Source organism: Pedobacter polysacchareus (assembly GCF_019802255.1).
GTDB lineage: Bacteria > Bacteroidota > Bacteroidia > Sphingobacteriales > Sphingobacteriaceae > Pedobacter > Pedobacter polysacchareus.
The window spans coordinates 129,938-151,841 of sequence record NZ_JAHYSS010000003.1; the positions used below are offsets into that span (position 1 = coordinate 129,938).

The 21,904-nt window shown below is 37.9% G+C and carries 22 protein-coding genes and 1 pseudogene; 16 read left to right on the plus strand and 7 right to left on the minus strand.

Features of this window, described 5'->3' with window-relative positions:
* Positions 1-13 precede the first annotated feature (13 nt).
* Positions 14-1,285, plus strand: coding sequence for a prephenate dehydrogenase (locus K7X70_RS08320; RefSeq protein WP_222536619.1), 1,272 nt, complete (start codon positions 14-16; stop codon positions 1,283-1,285).
* A 73-nt stretch (positions 1,286-1,358) separates the two neighbouring features.
* Here the strand turns inward: K7X70_RS08320 and ribB are convergent.
* The 3 genes and pseudogenes from ribB to K7X70_RS08335 all read right to left on the minus strand — a co-directional run.
* Positions 1,359-1,961 (minus strand): annotated as a pseudogene (gene ribB / locus K7X70_RS08325) (3,4-dihydroxy-2-butanone-4-phosphate synthase); the annotation flags it as partial.
* A 96-nt stretch (positions 1,962-2,057) separates the two neighbouring features.
* A complete protein-coding gene (locus K7X70_RS08330; protein ID WP_222536621.1) occupies positions 2,058-2,858 on the minus strand; it encodes an AraC family transcriptional regulator in 801 nt (266 codons plus the stop codon).
* A gap of 74 nt (positions 2,859-2,932) precedes the next feature.
* Complete coding sequence (locus K7X70_RS08335; RefSeq protein WP_222536622.1) at positions 2,933-3,430, minus strand: hypothetical protein; 498 nt, start codon at positions 3,428-3,430, stop codon at positions 2,933-2,935.
* A 196-nt stretch (positions 3,431-3,626) separates the two neighbouring features.
* Here K7X70_RS08335 and K7X70_RS08340 point away from each other — a divergent pair, with 196 nt between their 5' ends.
* From K7X70_RS08340 to K7X70_RS08385, 10 genes are all read left to right on the plus strand, one after another.
* On the plus strand, positions 3,627-4,208 hold the full coding sequence (locus tag K7X70_RS08340; RefSeq protein ID WP_222536623.1) for a hypothetical protein: 582 nt from the start codon (positions 3,627-3,629) through the stop codon (positions 4,206-4,208).
* Between the two features lie 275 nt (positions 4,209-4,483).
* On the plus strand, positions 4,484-4,798 hold the full coding sequence (locus tag K7X70_RS08345; RefSeq protein WP_222536624.1) for a hypothetical protein: 315 nt from the start codon (positions 4,484-4,486) through the stop codon (positions 4,796-4,798).
* Positions 4,799-5,036: 238 nt separating this feature from the next.
* The gene (locus K7X70_RS08350) at positions 5,037-5,603 is read left to right on the plus strand and encodes a Crp/Fnr family transcriptional regulator (protein WP_222536625.1); all 567 of its coding nucleotides are present in this window, start codon (positions 5,037-5,039) and stop codon (positions 5,601-5,603) included.
* Positions 5,604-5,669: 66 nt separating this feature from the next.
* On the plus strand, positions 5,670-6,248 hold the full coding sequence (locus K7X70_RS08355; protein WP_222536626.1) for an NAD(P)H-dependent oxidoreductase: 579 nt from the start codon (positions 5,670-5,672) through the stop codon (positions 6,246-6,248).
* 187 nt (positions 6,249-6,435) lie between these two features.
* Positions 6,436-6,747: a hypothetical protein gene (locus K7X70_RS08360; protein ID WP_222536627.1), complete on the plus strand. Its 312-nt coding sequence runs from the start codon at positions 6,436-6,438 to the stop codon at positions 6,745-6,747.
* Between the two features lie 136 nt (positions 6,748-6,883).
* Positions 6,884-7,330 (plus strand): hypothetical protein, encoded by a 447-nt coding sequence (locus tag K7X70_RS08365; RefSeq protein WP_222536628.1) that lies wholly within the window; start codon positions 6,884-6,886, stop codon positions 7,328-7,330.
* Positions 7,331-7,456: 126 nt separating this feature from the next.
* The gene (locus tag K7X70_RS08370) at positions 7,457-8,257 is read left to right on the plus strand and encodes a metallophosphoesterase family protein (protein WP_222536629.1); all 801 of its coding nucleotides are present in this window, start codon (positions 7,457-7,459) and stop codon (positions 8,255-8,257) included.
* The gene (locus tag K7X70_RS08375) at positions 8,238-8,846 is read left to right on the plus strand and encodes a hypothetical protein (protein ID WP_255607010.1); all 609 of its coding nucleotides are present in this window, start codon (positions 8,238-8,240) and stop codon (positions 8,844-8,846) included. The genes K7X70_RS08370 and K7X70_RS08375 overlap by 20 nt, the downstream gene beginning before the upstream one ends.
* Positions 8,847-9,011: 165 nt before the next feature.
* Positions 9,012-9,593 carry a DUF4136 domain-containing protein gene (locus K7X70_RS08380; RefSeq protein ID WP_222536630.1) on the plus strand — a complete coding sequence of 194 codons (582 nt, stop codon included), beginning with the start codon at positions 9,012-9,014 and terminating at the stop codon, positions 9,591-9,593.
* A 161-nt stretch (positions 9,594-9,754) separates the two neighbouring features.
* Positions 9,755-12,373 carry a PAS domain-containing sensor histidine kinase gene (locus K7X70_RS08385; protein WP_222536631.1) on the plus strand — a complete coding sequence of 873 codons (2,619 nt, stop codon included), beginning with the start codon at positions 9,755-9,757 and terminating at the stop codon, positions 12,371-12,373.
* Positions 12,374-12,387: 14 nt separating this feature from the next.
* On the opposite strand, the gene K7X70_RS08390 is transcribed toward K7X70_RS08385, so the two are convergent.
* Positions 12,388-12,963 carry a TerD family protein gene (locus K7X70_RS08390; RefSeq protein WP_062548842.1) on the minus strand — a complete coding sequence of 192 codons (576 nt, stop codon included), beginning with the start codon at positions 12,961-12,963 and terminating at the stop codon, positions 12,388-12,390.
* A gap of 89 nt (positions 12,964-13,052) precedes the next feature.
* On the opposite strand from K7X70_RS08390, the gene K7X70_RS08395 reads away from it, so the two are divergent.
* The gene (locus tag K7X70_RS08395; protein ID WP_222536632.1) at positions 13,053-13,775 is read left to right on the plus strand and encodes a class I SAM-dependent methyltransferase; all 723 of its coding nucleotides are present in this window, start codon (positions 13,053-13,055) and stop codon (positions 13,773-13,775) included.
* Between the two features lie 4 nt (positions 13,776-13,779).
* Positions 13,780-15,021, plus strand: coding sequence for an MFS transporter (locus K7X70_RS08400; RefSeq protein ID WP_222536633.1), 1,242 nt, complete (start codon positions 13,780-13,782; stop codon positions 15,019-15,021).
* Here the strand turns inward: K7X70_RS08400 and K7X70_RS08405 are convergent.
* Positions 14,990-15,325 carry a cupin domain-containing protein gene (locus K7X70_RS08405; RefSeq protein WP_222536634.1) on the minus strand — a complete coding sequence of 112 codons (336 nt, stop codon included), beginning with the start codon at positions 15,323-15,325 and terminating at the stop codon, positions 14,990-14,992. The two genes, K7X70_RS08400 and K7X70_RS08405, sit on opposite strands and share 32 nt — an antisense overlap.
* 536 nt (positions 15,326-15,861) lie before the next feature.
* Between K7X70_RS08405 and K7X70_RS08410 the strand changes: the two genes are divergently transcribed.
* On the plus strand, positions 15,862-16,608 hold the full coding sequence (locus tag K7X70_RS08410; RefSeq protein WP_222536635.1) for a LytR/AlgR family response regulator transcription factor: 747 nt from the start codon (positions 15,862-15,864) through the stop codon (positions 16,606-16,608).
* 21 nt (positions 16,609-16,629) lie between these two features.
* On the opposite strand, the gene K7X70_RS08415 is transcribed toward K7X70_RS08410, so the two are convergent.
* Positions 16,630-16,794, minus strand: a complete 165-nt coding sequence (locus tag K7X70_RS08415; protein WP_222536636.1) for a hypothetical protein — start codon at positions 16,792-16,794, stop codon at positions 16,630-16,632.
* Positions 16,795-16,877: 83 nt separating this feature from the next.
* Between K7X70_RS08415 and K7X70_RS08420 the strand changes: the two genes are divergently transcribed.
* Complete coding sequence (locus tag K7X70_RS08420) at positions 16,878-17,969, plus strand: sensor histidine kinase (protein ID WP_222536637.1); 1,092 nt, start codon at positions 16,878-16,880, stop codon at positions 17,967-17,969.
* Positions 17,970-17,976: 7 nt separating this feature from the next.
* On the opposite strand, the gene K7X70_RS08425 is transcribed toward K7X70_RS08420, so the two are convergent.
* Entirely contained in the window at positions 17,977-20,769 is a 2,793-nt protein-coding gene (locus K7X70_RS08425; protein WP_222536638.1) for a lantibiotic dehydratase, read from the minus strand.
* A gap of 303 nt (positions 20,770-21,072) precedes the next feature.
* Here K7X70_RS08425 and K7X70_RS08430 point away from each other — a divergent pair, with 303 nt between their 5' ends.
* On the plus strand, positions 21,073-21,882 hold the full coding sequence (locus tag K7X70_RS08430; RefSeq protein WP_222536639.1) for a murein L,D-transpeptidase catalytic domain family protein: 810 nt from the start codon (positions 21,073-21,075) through the stop codon (positions 21,880-21,882).
* The last annotated feature ends 22 nt before the right edge of the window (positions 21,883-21,904 follow it).

Genomic DNA, 21,904 nt, shown 5'->3' on the forward strand with positions numbered 1-21,904 from the left:
AAGAAAAGATTTTATGAATGTAGGAATCATTGGTCTGGGAGATATGGGGAAAATGTATGCCAAAGGTTTTGCCAAGGCAGGATATCCCGTATATGGTTCAGATCTCCCGCAAAGGCGGACACAACTGGAAGAAGAATTGAATCCTTTAGGCATTTCCATCCTTTATGATGGCAAAGAAGTGTCACGCATCTGCGATGTGATTTTTTATGCGGTAGAATCTGAACGGATTGAAGAAGTGCTAGGATGGTACGGCAGTTCTACGAAATATGGAGCTATTGTGGCTGGACAAACTTCTGTAAAGCATCCTGAGATTATGGCATTTGAAAAGCACCTGCCTAAAGATGTACATATCATCACCTGTCATTCCCTTCATGGCCCTGGCTTTGATCCTGCAGGACAAAAAATGATTGTGATCCCACACAGAACTACAGCGGAAGCTTACCAGAGAATGACGGACCTCCTCTCCTGTTTAGGCTCAGAAATGGTCGAAATGAAGGATTATAATGACCATGACCGTATTGTTGCTGATACTCAGGCAGCGACACATGTTGGCTTTGAAAGTATGGGGACTGCCTGGGCTAGTGCAGGTTTTTTCCCTTGGGAAAATGCTTCTTATCTGGGCGGAATAGACAACGTGAAAATTCTGACTACACTGAGGATTTTCAGTTATAAAGCACACATTTATGCAGGTCTCGCCGTATTAAACCCCTTTGCCCGTCAGCAGGTAAAACGATATGCACAATCGGAATCTGAGCTTTTCAAAATGATGATCATGGAAGAAGAACAGGATTTCAGAGCCAGGCTTTATAAAGTACGGGATTTTGTTTTCCATGAAAGCAGAAAGCCGCTGTTACTGGATGATCAGATCATGAGGGAATTCTCGCTTTCTGCCAGTCCAGGAGTTAGAAAAGCGAATTCCCACCTTAGTTTACTGAGTATGGCAGATGCCTGGTATCATTTAAATACCAACCCTTATGACAATTTGATCTGCCAGACTCCGCCCTTTCGCCTGAGACTTGGGATTGTAGAATACCTTTTCCGCAATGAAGAACTGTTGGAGGAATCGATCACAGCTGCCTTATTCGATAAAAGCATACGTGCAGACGACCTCGAATTTCATTCCGCAGTGCGCGAATGGGCTTCTATCATTGGTTATGGGGATATGGAAGGTTATAAACAGCATTTCGATCAAACCAAGCTATTTTTTAAAGATCGATTGGAGCATGGGCGTGAACAGAGTTCTCAAATGATCAAGAGATTATCTGATCAAACCTATTTACCTTAAAAGCCGTTTATCTTGTTATTCAGTCAGTAAATACGGGGATTTTTTTGGGCTCAGCGACTTTTTGTTTCCGGAGGTAAACAATAAGGTCTTCAATAGAAACGATTTTCAATTGATGCTTTGCTGCAATTTTTATCAGATCTGGCATCCGTGCCATTTCTCCGTCTTCTTTCAGAATCTCGACCAATACGCCGGCTGGAGCCATCCCTGCCAAACGTGCAAGATCTACTGTAGCTTCCGTGTGTCCTGGCCTGGCCAATACACCGCCCTCTGCAGCGCGTAATGGAAAAATATGCCCCGGTCTTCCCAGGTCATAACCTTTAATCTCCGGATCGATTAAGGCACGGATGGTTTTGGAACGATCAGAAGCAGAAATCCCAGTAGTACAGTCTTTACCTAATAAATCCACAGAAATGGTGAAACTGGTTTCGTAAGCGGCAGTGTTCTGTTTAACCATTTGAGGAAGTTCAAGTTCATCACAACGCTGAGCAGTCAACGGTGCACAAACTAATCCACGGCCATGGGTGACCATAAAATTGATGACCTCTGGGCTTGCATTTTGCGCGGTGCTAATAAAATCACCTTCATTTTCCCTGTTTTCATCGTCTACTACAATGATTACTTTTCCCTCTTTTAATGCTTCAATTGCTTCAGGAATTGTATTCAGTTTAATTTCCATGCTATCTTATCGCTTAATTACTAAGCTGCAAAGGTATCTGGAAACCATTTCAAATTTTAGGACAATGCAAGCCTTTATTGGCACTTTTGAATACAACTAATTCATTTTTAGCTTACGAAAAGCAGCTGGACTCAAGCCTTCTTGCTTCTTAAACTGTCTGGAGAAATAAGAAAAGTCGGTAAATCCAAGTTCAGCCGCAATCTGCCCTACAGTGAGGTGGCCATGAATCAACATTCTTTTGGCTTCCAGTAATAGGCGTTCTCTGATGGTTTCACCAGCTGTTTTTCCGGTAATTGCTTTTACTAATTCGTTGAGCTGTGCCGTTGTTATAAAAAGGGAATCCGCAAAAAAGGAAAGTCTTGTTTCCTCTTTATAATGGCATTCAACAAGTTTTTTGAATTTCTTAACCCTGGTTACCTGCAGGTTGTCCTTTGCTGGAACAGGTGCTTCAGCGACCATTCTTTTGATTTGAAAAAGGAAAGTCAGGAGTAAGTGACGGATGACATGTGCAGAACGGTCCACTCTTGCTGTTTCCAGATGGAGCATATTTAGAGAGGCAGAGAGTCCATTTAATTCTTTTTCTACCAATTTTAAAGCTGGCTTAGTATAAGTGTTTTCCATAAAAGAGAGCCCTTTAAGTACATCCTGCCCACCATCGCTTAAGGCTAAGAAATCCTCCGTAAACATCACACTGTATCCCCTTAAATCTTCTTCTTTCTCCAATTCGTGAATTTGTCCTGGAGCGATAAAAAAGATCGAATCCAGGGACAATTCAAAAGAATGCTGATCTATAGTATGCAAAGAAGGTCCCTTTTCCAGCCATAAAATTTCATAGAAACTATGTTTATGGGGCCAGACCATATTTATAGGGCGTCCAACATTTTCAAATCTATCCATGATAAACTGATTCGGAATTGTACATGGAGAGCTGAAGTCTTCAATATGATAAGTCGTAATCATCATACCGTTGCTTAGTATTTAAATGGAGTCCAGTGAATTAGCTTTCCTTTAAAATTTCCACCAAAATAAGCGAACAATGCTGCCTCGTCCGAAAAACCATCGTTTACAGCAAACTCATGCAAGGCTGATTCGGTAAATAGCTGGCCATCAACACGTAGTCTGAAGGGCTTATTTTCTTCTTTTTTAATTTCAATATATTGAATATGCTGACAAATCAAACCTGGGGTAAATTGAAATTCTTCAGTGCTATCCTGATCAATTACCATAGTGATTTCCATTCCAGAATGCCATAAATCAGCTGTATCTTTACGAATAGTATGTATTTTTGGTTCCAGAAATTCAGTATACTGATCTCCATCCCAACTTCTGTTGAATTTTTCTAAATGGCGCTGTAAGTAGCGGTAATACTCTCCCTCCATCTGATCGGAAAGATTGGTTAAACCTTTCCATATTTTTTCAATAAAGTAATTAGGCTGGCCTTGAATGACAGTTCCAAATGATAATTTCATTAGTATAATATTTATTTCTACTTCCAAAGGTAGTAAGATATTTTACGAAGGCTATTATGTAAGCCAGAATCAAGGAAATCAAGTTTTTTAAGCAAAGTTCCTTAGTGAATATTTTCCATAAAGTGCTTGTTAATAGGAGTTTTCAAAAACCAAATTCTTTATATATTGTTACCTAAATACATTTAAATCCTATATCATGAAAAAATTATGCTTAACAATTTGTTTGAGTATCGGCCTGCTTTATGGAGCATCGGCACAGATACAAAAAGGAAATGTAATGATGGGTGCCAACATTTCCGACATTAAATTTGGTTTAGACAAACCAAATATCTTTAGTTTAAATATCAACCCAAAAGCAGCCTGGTTTATACAGGATGGTTTGGCACTAGGTGGAGATGTTAATTTTGGGCTTGCTACCGCAAAAGGTGCAGGTACGAGCATCTCTTATGGTATTGGTGCTTTGGGAAGGTATTACGGGTCAAAAGGTACTGATGAGGTGGTTAAAAACTCTAAATTCTTTGGAGAGGCTACTGTAGGGGTAAACGGGATTAACCCGGCAGGATCCGGAGGCTCGACTAATGGTCTTGGATTTAGTTTTGGTCCTGGCTTCACCTATTTTGTAACCCGCTCTATTGGATTAGAAACATTGCTAAAATACAATGGAATCGTAGGTTTTGGAAGTAGTGCTTATAGCCATACCTTAAGTTTAGGTATTGGTTTCCAAATTTATTTACCAGGCAGAAGTACAGCTAGAAAAGTTGAAAACGACATGAAATAAATAAATACTTAATCATTTACATTCTTTAATAAACAGGCCTGCTTTTCAAAAAATAGCAGGCCTGTTTATTAATCAGAAAAGCCCGGCTATCTCTTGATCTACTCCTTACTGCTTCTATAACCCACAAATTGTGGAATAATGCTACATTAAATCATTACACATAAAATCATAATCTATTGTTTTTCAACAACATGCCAGAATCAATCATTTACGGCATTATTCTTAAACCTACTCTAAACGTAATTAATTAGAATATTAACTGAAACACAAGAGATATGAAAAAGATCATTTTATCAGCAGCATTTTTAGCTTTCGCAGGAATGACTGCAGCAAACGCAATTGAATTAAAAGAACCTTTAGCGATTACAGTTAAACAAGATAGTACCACTAAAGTTCCAGTAGAGTTGGCTGACTTACCAGAACCAGTTAAAGCAACTTTGCAAACTGAACCAGTAAAACAATGGACACCAACAGCAGCATTTCTAGTAACTAAAGCCGATAAGTCAAGTTATTATCACATTGATATTAAAAAAGGTGATGAAACTGCTGCAGTGAAATTAGATAAAGACGGTAAGCCCGTTAAACAATAATACCAGCGATGGTAAATGATAATTGAAGCAATATTTTTACAGGAAGAAGCCGAAGCAATTCGGCTTCTTCTTTGTTGTTGATTTTATAAATGACTAAACAATTTGTTAGGCATTCCTTTAGGATGGGTGTTCGAATAAGTTTTAATTATTTGCAGTTATTCAGGCAGGATTTGCTGTCGTTTTTGTGTTTTATGATATATTTGAGGCCTGTACGCTTTAGCAATGTATTTTAATACAGATGATCCAAGAATTTTTAACCTCATTTCAACTTTTCAGTCCTACAGAAATTAATGAAGTGATAGCGCTGATGAGGCCGAAAAAACTACAAAAAGGCGATTTATTTATCCAAGAAGGAAAAACTTGTAAGGAAGTTGCTTTCCTGATTAGTGGTATTCTGAGAACATTTTTTCGTGCGGAATCTGGTGAAGAAACGACTTATTGTATCACTTTTCCGGGGGCATTAATGACTGCGTATTCCTCTTTTATCACTGGTAAACCTACATTAGAAAATATACAAGCATTAGTACCCACAGAAATACTGCTGATCCAAAAAATTGACTTAGATCATTTATCGAATACGAATCCCAATTGGAGCAAATTTTTAAAGCTTATTGCCGAACAACAGTACCTCGAATTGGAAAAAAGAGTCTTTCAATTCCAACAGGAGAAAGCCAAAAAACGATATTTAGATTTGTTAGAGCACCAACCAATTTATGTGCAGCAAATTCCATTACAATATCTGGCTTCGTATTTAGGCATCACCTCCAGGCACCTTAGTCGCCTGAGAAAAGAGATTTCCTTTTAGACATTTGTCCTGAGCCAGGGAGCTACCACTCCTTACTTTTGTACCAGCATTTCACAATTGTACAAAATGAACAACATACTTATTATAAACGGGCATCCTAATCCGGATAGCTTCAACCATGCGCTAGCAGCAGCTTACCGAGCTGGTGCTTTAAAAACAGGAGCATCCATCACTGAGATTAACATTTCAACACTACGTTTTGATCCAAATCTTGCTTATGGTTACACTAAAAGAGTGGATCTTGAGCCAGATTTACTGGAAAGCTTAGAAAAAATCAAAGCCGCTAACCACTTGGTTTGGATACATCCGGTTTGGTGGGGAGGTTTGCCTGCGCTTATGAAGGGCTTTATCGACCGCTTATTTTTACCGGGTCTGACATATCAATATCGCGAAAATTCTCTTTTTTGGGATGGACTCTTAACTGGAAAAACAGCCAGGATCATTACCACTATGGACCAGCCGGGATGGTATTACCGTTTGGTATATGGGAGTCCAAGCATACGCCAGTTAAAAAAAAGCACCCTGGAATTTTGTGGTATAAAGCCCGTTAAGGTAAGTACTATTGGAATTATTAAGACTGCCAGCCCAAAACAACGGCAAAAATGGTTGGATAAAATCCATCTTATGGGACAAAGACATAAATAATATTGAAGAATTTATTTAAAAGCGCTTCATTAAGCTACAAAGTGTGGAATGTCTCTACAGCTAAAATTCAAAACATCAATATAACCAACTGAATAACAGCAGTATACCAATATATATTATTTATGGCATCATTATGAACCAATTTTAAACATTATTAACAAGAATATTTAACTGAAATACATAAGATATGAAAAAGATCATTTTATCAGCAGCATTTTTAGCTTTCGCATCCATTACAGCAGTAAACGCATCAGAAGTGAAAAGTCCAGAAGCTATTACTGTAAAACAAGATAGTACTACAAAAACTCCGGTTGAATTGAAAGATCTTCCAGAGGCGGTAAAAACAACTTTACAATCAGAGCCAGTTAAAGCATGGACACCAACTGCAGCATCATTGGTTACTAATGCTGACAAAACACAATATTATGAAATTGAAGTGAAGAAAGATGCAGAAACTGCAGCGATCAAAATTGGAGTTGACGGAAAGATCATTCAATAACAAAAACCAACAATATAATGTATGTTTAAAAAGGGCTGGAGAAATCCGGCCCTTTTTCGTTGGTTATTATTTAATAATCTACTCCTAATAGTTGAAAACCATACCCTATAAAATGTAGCTTTGGCAAAAAATGATTATGACCACTGAACTTCAGCAATTAAGCACCGGAAAATATTTGTTTTTTGGAAGCCCTGTACAACAGGAAGGACACAATGTGGTGGTTGCTGGCTTTAGCGCTAAAGCCATTGCCATTCAGAGTCATGAATCGGGAGCTGCTGCCTCCATTCAAGAATATGATATTAGTCCCTTGATTTCTAAAAGATCCACCCATGTGATTGAAGAAAAACTTATAGAAGCTCATAAACTGTACACCTGGCCAGCAAATTTAGGTGACCCCAAAGCCTGGGCATCCAGTAAATATCTATTTTTTGAGCAGCATCTAATAAATCAGGCCATCGAAGTATTAAATGTATCGGAAGACCATCAAATTACCTGGAAATTCATTCCCCTTTCCTTCTTTCAGGCTGCAGTAAAAGAGGCTCAGGCTGTTACCCTCCTTTCCAGCATTTTTCCTGAATTATAGTTTTTCTAAGTTTGACAGAAATGTTAAATTAATGCCATTTAACGGTTATACTAATGCCACAACCCATTATTAGATGTTTAAACTCTTTTTTTAAACCTTAGGTTTGCGAAAATATCAGAATTTTCGATGAACAAATTTATAATTCTAGGGCTTGTTTTAGGTACTGGTTTGCTGAGCTGTAACCGTTTTGAATATAGTCCAAATCAGATTTTTGACAGGAACTCCCCTACAGACATTAATGCAAAAAATTTACAGTGGCTTGGGCATGGCAAAAATGATGATCATATCAGGTTTATTTTAACCGGAGATACTCAACGTTCACGTGATGAGACTGTTGCTTTTGTTAAAAAAGTTAATGAGATGCCGGGTATTGATTTCGTACTGGTTGCTGGTGATTTTACTGAATTTGGTGTGCTAAAAGAAATGGAGTGGATCGCCAGAAGTTTATCTAAGCTAAATGTCCCATATATGGGCGTTATTGGAAACCATGATCTGACCTCACGTGGAAGAGAAGTTTTTGAGCGAATGTTCGGTGCCTTAAATTATTCCTTCAGCTACGGGGGAACAAAATTTATCTGCCATGATACCAATAGCAGGGAGTACAACTTTAATGGTCAGGTTCCTAGCATTCCCTGGTTAAAAACTCAGCTGCAGCCAGAGGAAGGTATTAGTAATTATGTGGCGGTATCTCATGTTCCGACTATTAATTCAGATTTTGACCAAAATCTGGTCAAAGATTATACAGGGATTTTTTCGCAAACACCAGGATTTCTCGCTTCATTACATGCACATACCCATGTGTATGACCTTTACTATCCTGACGATTCTGGGATCCCTTATGTCATCACAAGTGCCATGGGCAATGAAGAATTTTTACTAGTTGAAATCATTAATCATAAAATAAGTTTTGAACGGATATCATTTTAAGCGCATCTATATATTATTGGCATTCCTGATTATTTTTTCGGGTAAAACATCAGCTCAGCGTTTTAAATTCCTGGTTCCCGATAATGCAATTGTACAATTTGCAGGCAGTATTGGCTACTTTAGTGTAGGTGCTGGGTACGACGTTTTCAAGAATAAAAAGGGGATTCTTGATTTCAATTATGGGTATGTTCCTGCAACTAAAGGTGGAGAATTGCATATTGTTACTGCAAAATTCGCCTATAAATTTTATGAAATAAAACTTAAAGACTGGGGTAAATTCTATCCGTTTAACCCAGGATTCTTTGCAAGTTATACTTTTCATCCTTCCTTATCTTATAAATTTAGTGAGCACAGGTATCCTGATAATTACTATTATTGGTCTGAAGCATTACGCCCAAATCTGTCTATAGGCAATGAAATTGAGTTCAATATGAAAAAGATATGGAAAGATTCGGGTATTAAAGCCATCAGTTTATATTCGGAAATGAATACCAATGATTATTACATTGTAAACTATTTTCAAAACACTTCTGCGCTTACGCTTGCAGATATTTTTCAATTGGGAATAGGCATGCGTGTTAAGTTCTAACGCCATCCATTTCTGGATTTGTTGTAGCAGTAAAAATTAATTTTCATTTATTTTAAAATTGGTTAAACATTTTAGAGCTTTTATTGTAATACTGTTATTAGGTTAAATAAAAACCAGAACGGTGGTAACCTAAATAACTTTATTCTACTCTAAAAAACGTTTACCATGAAAAGACAACTATTATTCTTACTAGTAGCCACAGGGATGCTGTCGGCTTGCTCGCCTTACAATTACTACGCGGTTGGTAGTAAGCCTGTTGGAACCGATTTCAAAACATACGCATGGCTTCCTCCAGTAGATGAAAAAACAAACAGTATTTACAACAATGATATCGTAACTGATAAAATTGTAGAGACTACTGAAACGGAACTTGCTAAAAAAGGTTTAACGCTTGACAGTAAAAACCCTGATTTGCTCATCCGCTATTCTGCTATTGTGAATAATAGTATGAAAGTTTACGATGAGCCAATTTATTATAATCAGCCACCAATGTTAAGTCCTAGAGTGGCTTATTACAAAGGTCGCGCAAGATTCTTTTACGTTTATGACAATCCATTTCCAGTATATGTAGGCAGCAGAGAGCGAAAAATGCCAATCAAAGAAGGAAACATCATGATTGATATTATCGAACGCAGCAGCTCCAAAGTAATCTGGAGAGGTTGGGCCGAAGGTGAATTGACTGATCCACAAAAAGCAATTAATGAAATTCCTAAAGTAGTGCAGAACATTTTCAAACAATTGCCTTAGGAACTCTATTTATAACGAAAAATAAAGCCTCTTTATTGTACATGCCCTCAAAAAGTTACTGACTTTATGAGGGCATTTTGTTTTTTATAAAAATATTGGTAAGGATTTTAAAATTATGTCTATATTATCCTTTACCTACATCATAAAAACACGTTTAACTAATGAGAAACATTCTGAGAATCCTTATTTTTGGAGATCCAGCTAATGATAGTAATTTAATAACCAATATCTTAGATCCATCAAAATTCCCTTTTCAACAACTAAGAATAACGGCAATTTCTGATTTTCAATTTACTTTACAGCGCTTCGTTCCAGATGTTATACTTGCATTTTGCGGTGATGAAAATTCCAATGGACATAAAGCTTTTGAGCTTTTGCAAGAAAGTGGTCATCAGTCTGTTTTTATCTGTATCAGCCCACCAGAATTTGAACAACAGGCCTTAACATTATTACGTTCTGGTGCTGCAGATTACCTATTGTCTGATCGCTTACTCAGATTACCCGATGTTATTTTAAAAGCACTAAATAATTCCGCTTCAAATAGCCCGGATATGAACTACAATGTGCTCCAGGAAATCCCTTATGCGATTGCAATTCTCATGGGTAAGGAACACATTTTCACTTTTGTGAATAATTTTTTTCAACAAAAAATTGGAGAAAGCTATATTTTAAATAAAAATCTCCAAGAGGTATATGCACATACAGCGCTTGCTTTTCTAATTGAAAAAGCAGATTCTGTTTATAATACCGGCATTAGTTATGTGGTCAAAGAAATCACCAGTGCCGACTTTCATGGTGCTTATTTCAATTTTGTCCTACAAGCTTTACGCGATGAAAATGGAACTATTGAGGGTCTTCTCCTCTCTGGCCAGGAAGTAACGGAACAGGTGCAGTACAGAAAAGAAAAAGACCAGTTTAGCCATGAAATTGAAAAATTACTGGATGAAGTAAATGAAGGCTTTTACCTGAAAGATATTCGCAGTAACCGATACCTAAAATTGTCGGCCGGCTGTGCTAAAATATACGGTTATAGTTTGGCAGAGTTTCATGAAAACCCCAATCTATGGTACGATGTAATTCACCCGGAAGATCGCCATATTGCAGAACGAGATGGATTGGCATTGGAAAAAGGTGGCCAAACAAAAAGTCAATATCGGATTATCTGTAAAGATAAAAGCATTCGCTGGATTGAAATAAAAGCAGTCCCCCATCATCTGAATGGAGAAATATATTCTGTAGAGGGCGTGATTAGCGATATTACCCAATGGAAACAAACGGAGGAAAAAATCAAACAAGCAGAAGCTGTACTTTCTGAAGCACAAAAGATGGCACAGATTGGCAACTGGAATTTCGACCTGATTAAGCAGGAACTCACTTGGTCTGATGCGTTGAAAGAGATTTATTGGGGAGATGAATCCCTGGTTCCTGTCAATGAATACTTTGATAACCTTATTCATCCTGACGATAAACTTCGAGTAGAATATGAAGTGGATAAATTGATTCGTATAGGAAAAAATATGAAAACTAGTTTTCGGATCAGGAATCCTGCAGGAGAAGTGAAAATACTGGAAGGAGAAAACCGGATTGAATTTAATGCTGAAGGTATAACTACCCGGTTATTTGGGACTTTACAGGACGTTACTTCCGTTAGAGCTGCAGAAGATACGCTTAAAAAATCTGAAGCTAACCTCCGCACATTATTAGACCATACTGATGCAGCTTATATATTAGTGGATCAACAGTTGAAGATCATTTCTTATAGTCAAATGGCCAAGCAAATTGCTGAATTTAGGGGACATTATAAGGAGTTGGAGGGAAATAGCATTTTAGATTATTTTGCCAAAAATAAGCGGGCAAGGCTTCAAAAGATTGTAGATGATGTGATCAATGGAAAAAACATGTCTTATGAAACAAATGTTATTGAAAAAGATGGTTCGGAAAAATGGTATGCACTAAAATGGATTGCAGTAAATGATGATGATCATCAATACTGGGGTTTCATTCTGTCTATCAAAGACATCACCGAACAAAAAAACATCGCAAAAGCACAGGATAATATGACCTCTGAGCTCATTCGCAGAAATAAAGACCTGGAACAATTCACCTATGTAGTATCCCATAATTTACGCGCACCTGTAGCCAATATTATTGGTATCAGTGATTTACTCAGTGAAGTGGAAACCGACCCCTCTTCAGTCAGGGAACTAATACATGGATTGCGTAGTTCTATTAAAAATCTGGATACGGTAATTAAAGACTTGAATTATGTATTGACCGTAAAAAAAGACGCTCCTGAACGACTTAAGGAACTAGTAACCATACAAATTTTGGTAGAGGAAATCAAAGATAGCATTAACAACCTGATTGTAAGTGAGAATATGACTTTTGAATATCAGCTGGAGGAAGAAAAGATTTATACCGTACGAGGCTATCTATACAGTGTTTTTTACAACCTGATCCTCAATAGCATAAAGTACAGGCAGCCGAAAATTTCACCAAGAATGATTATAAAAACCTATCTGACAGAAAAGCATTTGAATATTATATTTGAGGACAATGGAAAAGGAATTGATTTAAAGAAATATGGCAGTCAGCTGTTTGGTCTTTATAAAAGATTTGATGTAGACGTGGATGGAAAAGGCATGGGACTTTTTATGGTAAAAACTCAGGTGGAAGATCTCGGCGGCACTATTCAAGTATTTAGTGAACCGGGAAAAGGAACTAAATTTCATATCCTTCTCCCAGTAAATAATCCACCTACCGTACTTAGTTTACGATAGCATTACAGGGGAATTTATTTGATAATTTCCCCTGTATAATATTTAGCTAGAAAAAAAGCGAGGTCTTCTTTGTATCCCCTGCCGGAAGCTTCGAATTTCCAACTGCCATTTCTTTTATAGAGTCTGCCAAATTCAATAGCGGTTTCAATGGAGAAATCCTCGTCTAATTCATACTTTGCCACTTCTTCGCCGTTAGTATCATCTACAATTCTAATGTATGAACTGCGTACTTGTCCGAAATTTTGCCTCCTGACTTGAGCATCATGAATAGTCACCACAAACAGGATTTCCTGAATGCGCTCATCTACCAGAGAAAGGTCTACTTTCACAATTTCATCATCTCCGGTAGCGCTATTACCACCAGTAGGATCATCACCTGTATGGAACAATGCGCCATCAGGTGATTTATCATTACCATAAAAAACGAAATACTCTTCCGCAGGAATCATCCTGCTCCCATCTACCATAAATGCAGAAGCATCTAAGTCAAAATCATGTCCTGTCCCTTCATTAGGATCCCAACCTAAGCCTACACTAATTTTAGTGAGACCAATGTTAATCTTTTCGCCTTTACGTAAGTTAATTGCCATATTTTCTTCATTTGAACTTTTTAAAGTTAGGATGTTTTATAAGAATCGCAATTCTATTTATTTATCTTGGCACAAATATTACATGTGTTATGAAAAGTGACTATTCAGCTAAAGCAAGTAATCTGGAAATCGAACATAGATTTGACCAGGATGTAGAGCGTTTTTCTAATCTGGATACCGGCCAGCTGACTACCCTTGATGCTGCATTGACCATGGAGCTATGTACAGAAGCTGCAAAACATGTAGTTCCGGAAGCAAAAGAACTTTTAGATATTGGCTGTGGTGCTGGAAATTACACCTTGAAAATGCTGGGGAAAATTCAGCATTTAAATTGCACTTTAAATGATCTGAGTTTACCAATGCTGAGAAGAGCGGAACAACGTGTAAGTGAAGTTACCAATGGAAAAGTTCATACCATCCAAATGGATATGAGGGCTTTAGAATTGGAGGCCGACAAATATGATATTATCTTTGCAGCTGCAACCTTACATCATCTTCGTGGAGATGAAGACTGGGATCTTGTTTTCAATAAAATTTACCGTGCATTGAAACCTGGGGGGTGTTTTTGGATTTCGGACCTGATCAGCCATGATACTCCACACTTGAATTTATTATTTCAGCAGCGTTATGCAGATTATCTGGAGGAATTAGGTGGACCAGAATATTGCCAAAAAGTATTGGATTATATCGAACATGAAGACACGCCTAGATCAATCAATTATCAGCTGGAATTGATGCGGAAAGTCGGCTTTAAACATGTAGAAGTATTGCATAAAAACCTATGTTTTGCAGCTTTTGGCGGAATAAAATAAAATCATGAACTTACTTCACGATATTGCAGGGAACTACAAACGATCGTTTTCTGGACTGAGCAGGGAAACCTGGATTTTGAGCATAGTTATGCTCATTAATCGCAGCGGTTACATGGCAGTCCCATTTATGGGCTTATATGTCACCCAATCCTTACATCGCTCTGCTGCTGATGCAGGATTGATTATCACCTTGTTTGGTGTAGGCTCAATTATGGGTTCTACTGCGGGAGGAAAACTGACGGATGTAATTGGTTTCAGACCTGTTCAGATTATTTCTGCCGTCATAGGTGGTGGCTTTTTTTTATTTTTTGCCAGCATAACGCATTTCGAAACGCTTTGTGTGCTGGCAATCGTGATTAGTTTCTTTGCAGAAGCTTTTCGTCCGGCAAATTTTGCAGCAATTGCAGCTTATGCGAAACCAGGATTGGAAACCAGATCCTACTCTTTGAATCGTTTGGCTACAAATATAGGATGGGCTTTTGGAGTAAGTATGGGGGGATTAATTGCTTCCTATAATTATAGGCTGTTATTTTATGTAGATGGTGCAGTTGGGATTTTTGCCGGACTGAGCATTTTATGGTTTCTGCCGAAAATAAGAGGCTATAGAAAAGCAATTAAAGAAAAGGTAAAAGGGATTGTGGTACGGAAACCATGGGAAGATATCTTATTCATCAAATTCCTGCTACTGAGTACTATTTTTATCATCTGCTTTTTCCTTATGTTTAGGGTGGTTCCAGTATTTTTTAAGGAATCCTGGAAAATTGATGAGTTTATGATTGGCTTGATTCTAGGCCTTAACGGGGTAATCATCGCATTATTTGAAATGGTGATGATCCATAAGATTGAAGGAAAGAAATCATCGGTATTTTTTATCACCTTGGGTGTACTCCTGATTGCAGCATCTTTTCTTGTACTGATGTTACCCTTTGGCGCTCCCCTTGTACTTGGAGTTTTGTGTATTGTGCTTTTCACCTTCGGAGAAATGTTTGCCCTACCTTTTGTCAACACTTTTGTAATGAGTAGAGCAAACGAATTTAACCGAGGACAATATGCTGCCGGATATATGCTGGTATGGTCAGTTGCCCAGGTTGTTGGGCCTTCCGCAGGATTTTATATCGCCGAGCATCATGGCTATAACACCCTATGGTTCATCCTGACCTGCCTTTTGTTGGCTTGTGCTTACTTATACAAATTTATGAAGGCAGTAGACATGCCTACTTCAGAAAATCCTCCCTTGCAGGACTAAAAGCATCAATCAATGTACCTGCCGCAATACATACGCAACCGTGGATTGTATGTGGCGGGACATAAAATCCATCCCCTTTTCTGATAATTTTTTGTTCTGTACCAATTGTCATTTCAAATACCCCACTGTCTACATAGGTTACCTGGGTATGGTGATGCTCGTGTAAAGTTCCAATGGCACCAACTTCAAATTTAGCTTTCACCAGCATAACTTGATCATTATAACCAAATACTTGTCTTTGTATTCCATTGCCAAGATCTTCCCATGGCATTTCTGCTTCAATTTGAAAACACTCACTTTGCATATTCTTATATTTAATTTCAAATATAACAAAAGCAGTAAATTGTTCGTCTATTCTTATAGGGACATCACTGAAAGCTAGAAAAGGTGTGGAGAGTAATCAATTAATAAGGGGAATGACCCCCTTATATAATAATTTGAGCGCGTATGGATATCTTTTTATTAAAATCCCTGATGCACCTCCATGCACCAGGAATCTTGTTTTATAGGGGGGATGTTCTAAAAGTAAACAAGGAAGTTTGATTCAAGAATTCTTTTACGCCAATACCCGTCTCTACGTGGTGAATGCCCATAAATATGTGGTTAATGATTTTAATACTTTTTTAAAACTGCCTTTGCGTGTTCTAAAGCCTACCAAACCTTAAAAAACCACTCCCTAGCGCTTAAAATATAGTTTTATCCCCAAATTTGATTTATCTTTACAGATCCTTAATAAATTTCATGAAACAAAAAAAAGTATTACGCCAAATGAAGTTTTTACGTTGCGAATATTTTTTTGATTAGATTTATTAAAAGTATTCGAATTATAGGAGGAGATCAATGGATAAGAAATTAAACTGTGTCATTATTGACGATGAGAAGCATGCTGTAGAACTCCTGGCAGATTATATTGACGCTATGCCTAATCTACAGCTGCTAAAGTATTTTACTGATCCATTACAGGCATTAATGGATATTTCCGAAGATGATCATATTGACATTGTCTTTATGGACATGGATATGCCAGGTATATCAGGGTTAGATCTTTCTGTAGCCATCAGAGCGAAAACAAAATACCTAATCATTACTACCGGCCATTCCAAATATGCTTATGAAGCTTTTGGCGTACAGGCGAATGAATATTTACTGAAGCCTATTTCCATGAGTAAATTTGCGCTCATGATAAAGAGATTGCTCAGTTTGGAAAATACAATTAAAAATACGACCGCTGTGGATGATTTTTTCTTTATCAAAACTGATCAGATCCAGAAATACACAAAAATCAATATTAAGGACATCATTACGATCGAAGGCTTGAACAATTATGTAAAGATTCACACCTGTTCAGAAACACATGTGGCTTATCTAACGATGAAGGAGTTGGAATATAAACTTCAGGACATCAATAATTTTGTACGCGTACAGCGCTCTTTTATTGTAGCGGTAAATTACATCCAGAAAGTTGAAGGAAATACGATTATATTGAGTAATAAGATGGAGATTCCTTTGGGAACAACTTATAAAAAGCAATTTCTGATGTTTCTGGCAGAAAAAACGATGAAATCTAACCGAAGTATCTCCGAATAGATTTCATCGTATAGTGCAGATTTATCCAGCAGGGAAGGTAATTACAGAACTGGTATGTGAAGTTGCAGTTCCATTCGTGGGATCAGTAGCGGTAACAGTAGGTGTGAATCCTGATCTGCTCTTTTTAGATTTGAATACAAATAATGTACTTTTTTTAAGGTCGAAGGAGATGATTTCTTTTTTCATAATGTTTGTTTTTTTATGAAAATTAGCCAGGATCAATAGCCCTTAAAAAAGTATTACGTTAACGCCTTTTTTTATTACACAAAATGAAATTTACCCCTACCGAGTTCATTAACTTTCTACGTAAATACAAGATCCATTTCATCGGCTGGTCTATCTTTATTTTTTACGAAGTAGTTATCATGGGCTTAATAAGAAAACAATTCTCCCCTGTAGGAAATTACGTCTTCTTTTACATCTTTAATATTCTGCTGTTTTATTTTCATGCACATTTCGTCATGCCTGCTGCAAAGATGAAGACGGCACAAGCACTCTGGAGGCTCCCTTTATTCATTGCAATAGAGGTGATTGTCTATATCACCATTACACTTAACCTCTCAAACTTCCTTCATGAAAAAGGGTATATTACTTTCCTGAGTCCACCTGCATTTAACATGGATGCCTATATTGGAATGTCTTATCGGGTCATCTATTTCATCCTATTTTCTAGTGCTTATTATTACATCTTACGTTATTTTGAAGAAAGAAAACTCGTAGAAGAAAAGGAAAAAGAGCGGCTGTTGGTAATTATTGAGAACCAAAGGATTTATGCTGATCTGATTAAATCCCAGCACGCACATCTGAAAGCACAAATCAATCCGCACTTTCTGTTTAACACATTAAATTTCATTTACACCAGCACACGGAAAACTACACCGGAGGCAGCCGAAGCCATATTAGCTTTGTCGGAAATGATGAGGTACTCTATTGAAGAAGTCAGTCATTCCAATACTCCACTTGCTGGAGAACTAGAACAAGTAGAAAATCTAATAAAACTACATAAGATTAAATCACATCAGAATCTCTATATCACCATGGAATATGATGAGGAAGTCACAGAACTGGAAATCGTCCCTTTACTAGTGATGACACTTGTAGAAAATATGTTTAAGCATGGTGATTTATTGCAAGAGGCCTATCCTGCTTCCCTCAAGCTGAGGTGCAATGCCGGCATACTGCTGGTTGAAACGAATAACCTCATCAGCAAAAAGCAAACACAGCCAAGCCATCATATTGGCCTGGAAAACGTGAAAAAACGATTAAAAGCAACATATGGAGAGCGGGCTTCACTCCATACAATTCAACAAGATGACCAATTTAGAGCATTGCTCGAAATCAACCTGATATCGGACAATTAACAATTTGCTAAACCACTACCAGCCTTTGCTGATCCATCTGTAACTGCTTATATAAAAAACTATAAATGATCAGCTCATGCGTCCTCTGCTGCTCAGAAAAAAGCCGGTTGATGTGCATGTGAAATAAGCTGCAGAACAATGCTGGCCTTTGTTCTACGGCTGTAGCTCTGAGCGTATCCAGGAAGGACTGCTGGAGTCCCTGTAAATGTAAAGCCAGCGCAGAGTCATTGGATTGAACCAGCCTTTTAAAATTTGTCCATTCCCGATTTACCATTTTGAAATCATCACGCGTTAGCTCATGTTCTTTTTCGAATGATCTTTGTATCCCCTTGATAAATGTCAGCTCCGCTTTCTTTTCCAAAGACAATAGGCCAATTGCAGCTTTCATCAGTCCAATACAATTTGCATAAATAGAAAAACTATCCAGATGATGTGCAATAACCTCCAAGGCATACTCACTATCCCTCCCGAAATGGCATTCTGTTAGTCCCATTTGCTGTACACCATAGCGCGCAATCTCCCGGTAATAGGTTTTCAATTGCACATCTTTTATTAAGCCTTCCTGAAGGTCTGCTGCAAGCAACTCCATTAGCCTCGTCATGTAAAAATAACCTGTCTGCCGATCCTTCAATTGGAACCTTAACCTTAAGTGCGGACCAGGATCATTATACCTGATAAAAAACCAGGTTTTAAAAGCAGCGGCATGCTCCGCAATGAATGCTGAAATAAGAGTTGACAATAGGAATTCACACCTGTCGGGATGACAATAAATTTCATATGACAACCAATCTTTCCCAGGCATAATGATAGTTTCTATCTGCGATTCATCAGCTTCAGCATGGGAACTATATCCAGGATACAGTTGTTCCTGATGACCGATTGCCAATAAAACCTGAGTGAAGTAACACTTCTTATCATCATCCATAAACAACTGACTATCTGAAACAATAACTTCAGTTATAACGAAATCGTTATATTGATTTGCATACTGTTTAAAAAAAGAAAGATCTTCGGACTTAGTCCGATCAAAACATAAAGTCTGGTCACCTTCCCCAACTGAGAAGTAACGACTTACTCCAAGTTGATCCAATATCTCTAACGTATCTTTTCCTTTCAACTCTACTCCTTTTATCCTCCATTTTGCTGCAGATAAAACCAGGTTTTCATATTGAATTCTAGGATAATAATCTAATCCTGGCAATAGCTCCTGAACATCAAATAACAATTGAGATTGAATGCCCTGGTGCTGAAGATCGCACAAAAACCGATATACAGAAAGGTCAGATCTTGTATAATTATAAGCAGAAGCCAACCGTGGAATAAGTCTTTTGCCATACTTTTTAGAGAAAAGAATTACTTCTCCCTTCTGGACAGTGACCAATATATCCTGCAAAGCAATCAACTGCTCACTGCAGGAATAATTCAAAATGGGCAGTTCATGTTCATAGATTTGCTTTCTACGGTTGATATTATCGACTCTGCCCTCAGCCATATAGGCGAGATCAAAGAAAATCACTTCCGGATTAGCATTTGATTCCGCGGCGGCAATCGATTTACAATGTATGGTAAGTGTTTCGCTAGCCAATGTAAAGCGGCCAGATAATGCATTTGCCGTACATCCGCCAACGTTATCCAGCACCAAGAGATCCCCAGCAAATCTTGCCAGTATACTAAAACTATTCGCTGGTTTTAAATCCGCTTCCTGCAGTTTTGTTTTCATGAGATCTTTCAACTGCAGCACTCCTGGCTTCTCCTTAAGAATCGCTTTCAGCAGTTCAGTGCTTAGGCCGATCCAGGGCAACATGGCAGGCCCCCTCTGTTCAGAATGACTGCTCAGCTCCTGAGCTAAATCATTCTCATAGGCAGCTGAGGTAAACTGACCATATCCAAGACCTAGTTCAGGATCAAGGATTTTTAGTAAAGGAACTTCCTGCCCCTCGTATCGCTTCTGAAAGTCTATTGCAAATCGTTTAAGTCCCTCATTTACTTTTGATAGGTTCAAAGAAAGTAAGGTATTTATGCAAGACGGCAGATGTTTAAAAACCGACTTGGACAACTTACCGGAAATCATTTTCCTTTCCGCAATCAAATAATCACCTTGTTCATTCTGATGGGGTTCCTTTTGAATACGGCCGAAATAATCTGGTCCAATAATGTTCGCATTTAACTCAGTAAATAGCAGCTGGGCCTCAACCATTGCTTTCAGGATGCCTAATAATACTTCTTCGGTGACCGACTTTGCGCCTGCAAATTCGAGTATGCTGGAATAGCTTGCTTTTTCAGCACATAGAACCAGTAGTTCCTGGATAAATCCACTATATGCAATCTCCGAGAGCTCAAATACCTGATCTCCCATTGAAATAAAACGAATATGATCAGCAACAGTATAATGGCTGGAATTTGATAAATACAAGCGATCTGAGGCATTCAATTCGTTTTCATGCAGTTGTACTGACTTATATCCTGACCAGTCCTTGAAACGATGTAAATACTGTTCTTTAGAGAAAACCACGTTTTCTTCAACTTCTCCTAAGCCAGCAACAGCAAAGCCTGCAAAATTACCGAATGGCGTACCCCGGTATTTAGAGCGATTATAATATTTCCAGATGGTATATTGTGTTCGGCTGTCCAAATCTTTAATTCCAGCAGCAGGCACATGTTTTATTTTTTCATAAAAATCACTGGATGAGTGATAGATAGCACCTTTTAAATCTTCCCAAACTTCAACTAATTCATCGCACATTGAAAATGCCGGAATTCTCAATAATACTACAGGGCTGATATTTAATATTACATCCATAACGAATTACTTTATCTTTTCTTCGTACAATTTCTTGTACATTTAGAAATGATCCTAATCTATTACACCAAATAGCCCTGGGCTTACGCGAAATACGTCTACATAAGACAAAAGTTATGATTTAAACCTTTTATCTTATTCAAGGTCAATTAAGCGTTAGTCAGCATGTAACTTGTAGCCAGACCGTCATTTTAAAAGAAAAAATTAAAATATATTCACCTAAACATCAACTAATCAATACATTTGTAAAAAAAAAGATACGCTTATAGAGAGAACCAAACTTAAATAATAAAACCCAATTCTATGATGAAATACCTTTTTGGTGGAGCGGGATTGATTACTATATCTCTAGCCCTAACCTTGGTGAACCGGGAATCGGTAAGTACCCCAATAGCCTCGGCGACTACGGTTGTAAAATTGACTACAGACAGTATTTACAACAAGCATGTTACTGAGTTATATCAATCAGCACATCTTGCTGAAAGCGGATTAACAGAATCTGTATTTGAAAAAGCTGTTACAGGCTTTTATAACCTTAAGAAGGCAGGACAACTTGCTGCACACAAAGACATTTTAACGATTGCAGATTTTGATCAGAACAGTACCAAAAAACGGCTCTGGATTATCGATCTCGATAAGAAAAAATTATTGCTCAATACCTGGGTTGCTCATGGACAGCGCAGTGGAAATGACAAAGCTACCCGTTTTTCAAATACAAATGACTCCTTTCAGAGTAGCATTGGTTTCTATTTAACCGCAGAAGTTTATAGAGGACAACATGGCAAATCTTTGAGGTTGGATGGAATGGACGAGGGATTTAACTCTAATGCCCGCAAACGTTCTATTGTGGTTCATGGAGCAGATTATGTAAGCCAGGGTACCATCAATGCACTTGGAAGATTAGGACGTAGCCAGGGCTGCCCTGCAGTAGCACCAGAACTGGCCAATCAGGTCATTGACTCCATTGAAGGGGGAACAGTTTTGTTTATCAATGTAAGCGATCCATATTATACGTCAAGGTATTTAAACACACATGTTGCAGCGATGTTTGCCGCTAATGATATTGCCATCCCTCCTCACACGGACCCATCCGACAATCCATTAAAAATCTAATATACAACAGAATAATCAACTT

Excerpts from the sequence above, each read along its gene's own strand:
- K7X70_RS08390 (WP_062548842.1), bottom strand. The coding sequence starts at position 12,963 with ATGGCAATTAACTTACGTAAAGGCGAAAAGATTAACATTGGTCTCACT.
- K7X70_RS08420 (WP_222536637.1), top strand. The coding sequence starts at position 16,878 with ATGAAATTTACCCCTACCGAGTTCATTAACTTTCTACGTAAATACAAG.
- K7X70_RS08355 (WP_222536626.1), top strand. The coding sequence starts at position 5,670 with ATGAACAACATACTTATTATAAACGGGCATCCTAATCCGGATAGCTTC.
- K7X70_RS08410 (WP_222536635.1), top strand. The coding sequence starts at position 15,862 with ATGGATAAGAAATTAAACTGTGTCATTATTGACGATGAGAAGCATGCT.
- K7X70_RS08335 (WP_222536622.1), bottom strand. The coding sequence starts at position 3,430 with ATGAAATTATCATTTGGAACTGTCATTCAAGGCCAGCCTAATTACTTT.
- K7X70_RS08380 (WP_222536630.1), top strand. The coding sequence starts at position 9,012 with ATGAAAAGACAACTATTATTCTTACTAGTAGCCACAGGGATGCTGTCG.
- K7X70_RS08425 (WP_222536638.1), bottom strand. The coding sequence starts at position 20,769 with ATGGATGTAATATTAAATATCAGCCCTGTAGTATTATTGAGAATTCCG.
- K7X70_RS08400 (WP_222536633.1), top strand. The coding sequence starts at position 13,780 with ATGAACTTACTTCACGATATTGCAGGGAACTACAAACGATCGTTTTCT.
- K7X70_RS08320 (WP_222536619.1), top strand. The coding sequence starts at position 14 with ATGAATGTAGGAATCATTGGTCTGGGAGATATGGGGAAAATGTATGCC.
- K7X70_RS08430 (WP_222536639.1), top strand. The coding sequence starts at position 21,073 with ATGATGAAATACCTTTTTGGTGGAGCGGGATTGATTACTATATCTCTA.
- K7X70_RS08385 (WP_222536631.1), top strand. The coding sequence starts at position 9,755 with ATGAGAAACATTCTGAGAATCCTTATTTTTGGAGATCCAGCTAATGAT.
- K7X70_RS08360 (WP_222536627.1), top strand. The coding sequence starts at position 6,436 with ATGAAAAAGATCATTTTATCAGCAGCATTTTTAGCTTTCGCATCCATT.
- K7X70_RS08330 (WP_222536621.1), bottom strand. The coding sequence starts at position 2,858 with ATGGATAGATTTGAAAATGTTGGACGCCCTATAAATATGGTCTGGCCC.
- K7X70_RS08415 (WP_222536636.1), bottom strand. The coding sequence starts at position 16,794 with ATGAAAAAAGAAATCATCTCCTTCGACCTTAAAAAAAGTACATTATTT.
- K7X70_RS08345 (WP_222536624.1), top strand. The coding sequence starts at position 4,484 with ATGAAAAAGATCATTTTATCAGCAGCATTTTTAGCTTTCGCAGGAATG.
- K7X70_RS08395 (WP_222536632.1), top strand. The coding sequence starts at position 13,053 with ATGAAAAGTGACTATTCAGCTAAAGCAAGTAATCTGGAAATCGAACAT.
- K7X70_RS08365 (WP_222536628.1), top strand. The coding sequence starts at position 6,884 with ATGACCACTGAACTTCAGCAATTAAGCACCGGAAAATATTTGTTTTTT.
- K7X70_RS08340 (WP_222536623.1), top strand. The coding sequence starts at position 3,627 with ATGAAAAAATTATGCTTAACAATTTGTTTGAGTATCGGCCTGCTTTAT.
- K7X70_RS08350 (WP_222536625.1), top strand. The coding sequence starts at position 5,037 with ATGATCCAAGAATTTTTAACCTCATTTCAACTTTTCAGTCCTACAGAA.
- K7X70_RS08405 (WP_222536634.1), bottom strand. The coding sequence starts at position 15,325 with ATGCAAAGTGAGTGTTTTCAAATTGAAGCAGAAATGCCATGGGAAGAT.
- K7X70_RS08370 (WP_222536629.1), top strand. The coding sequence starts at position 7,457 with ATGAACAAATTTATAATTCTAGGGCTTGTTTTAGGTACTGGTTTGCTG.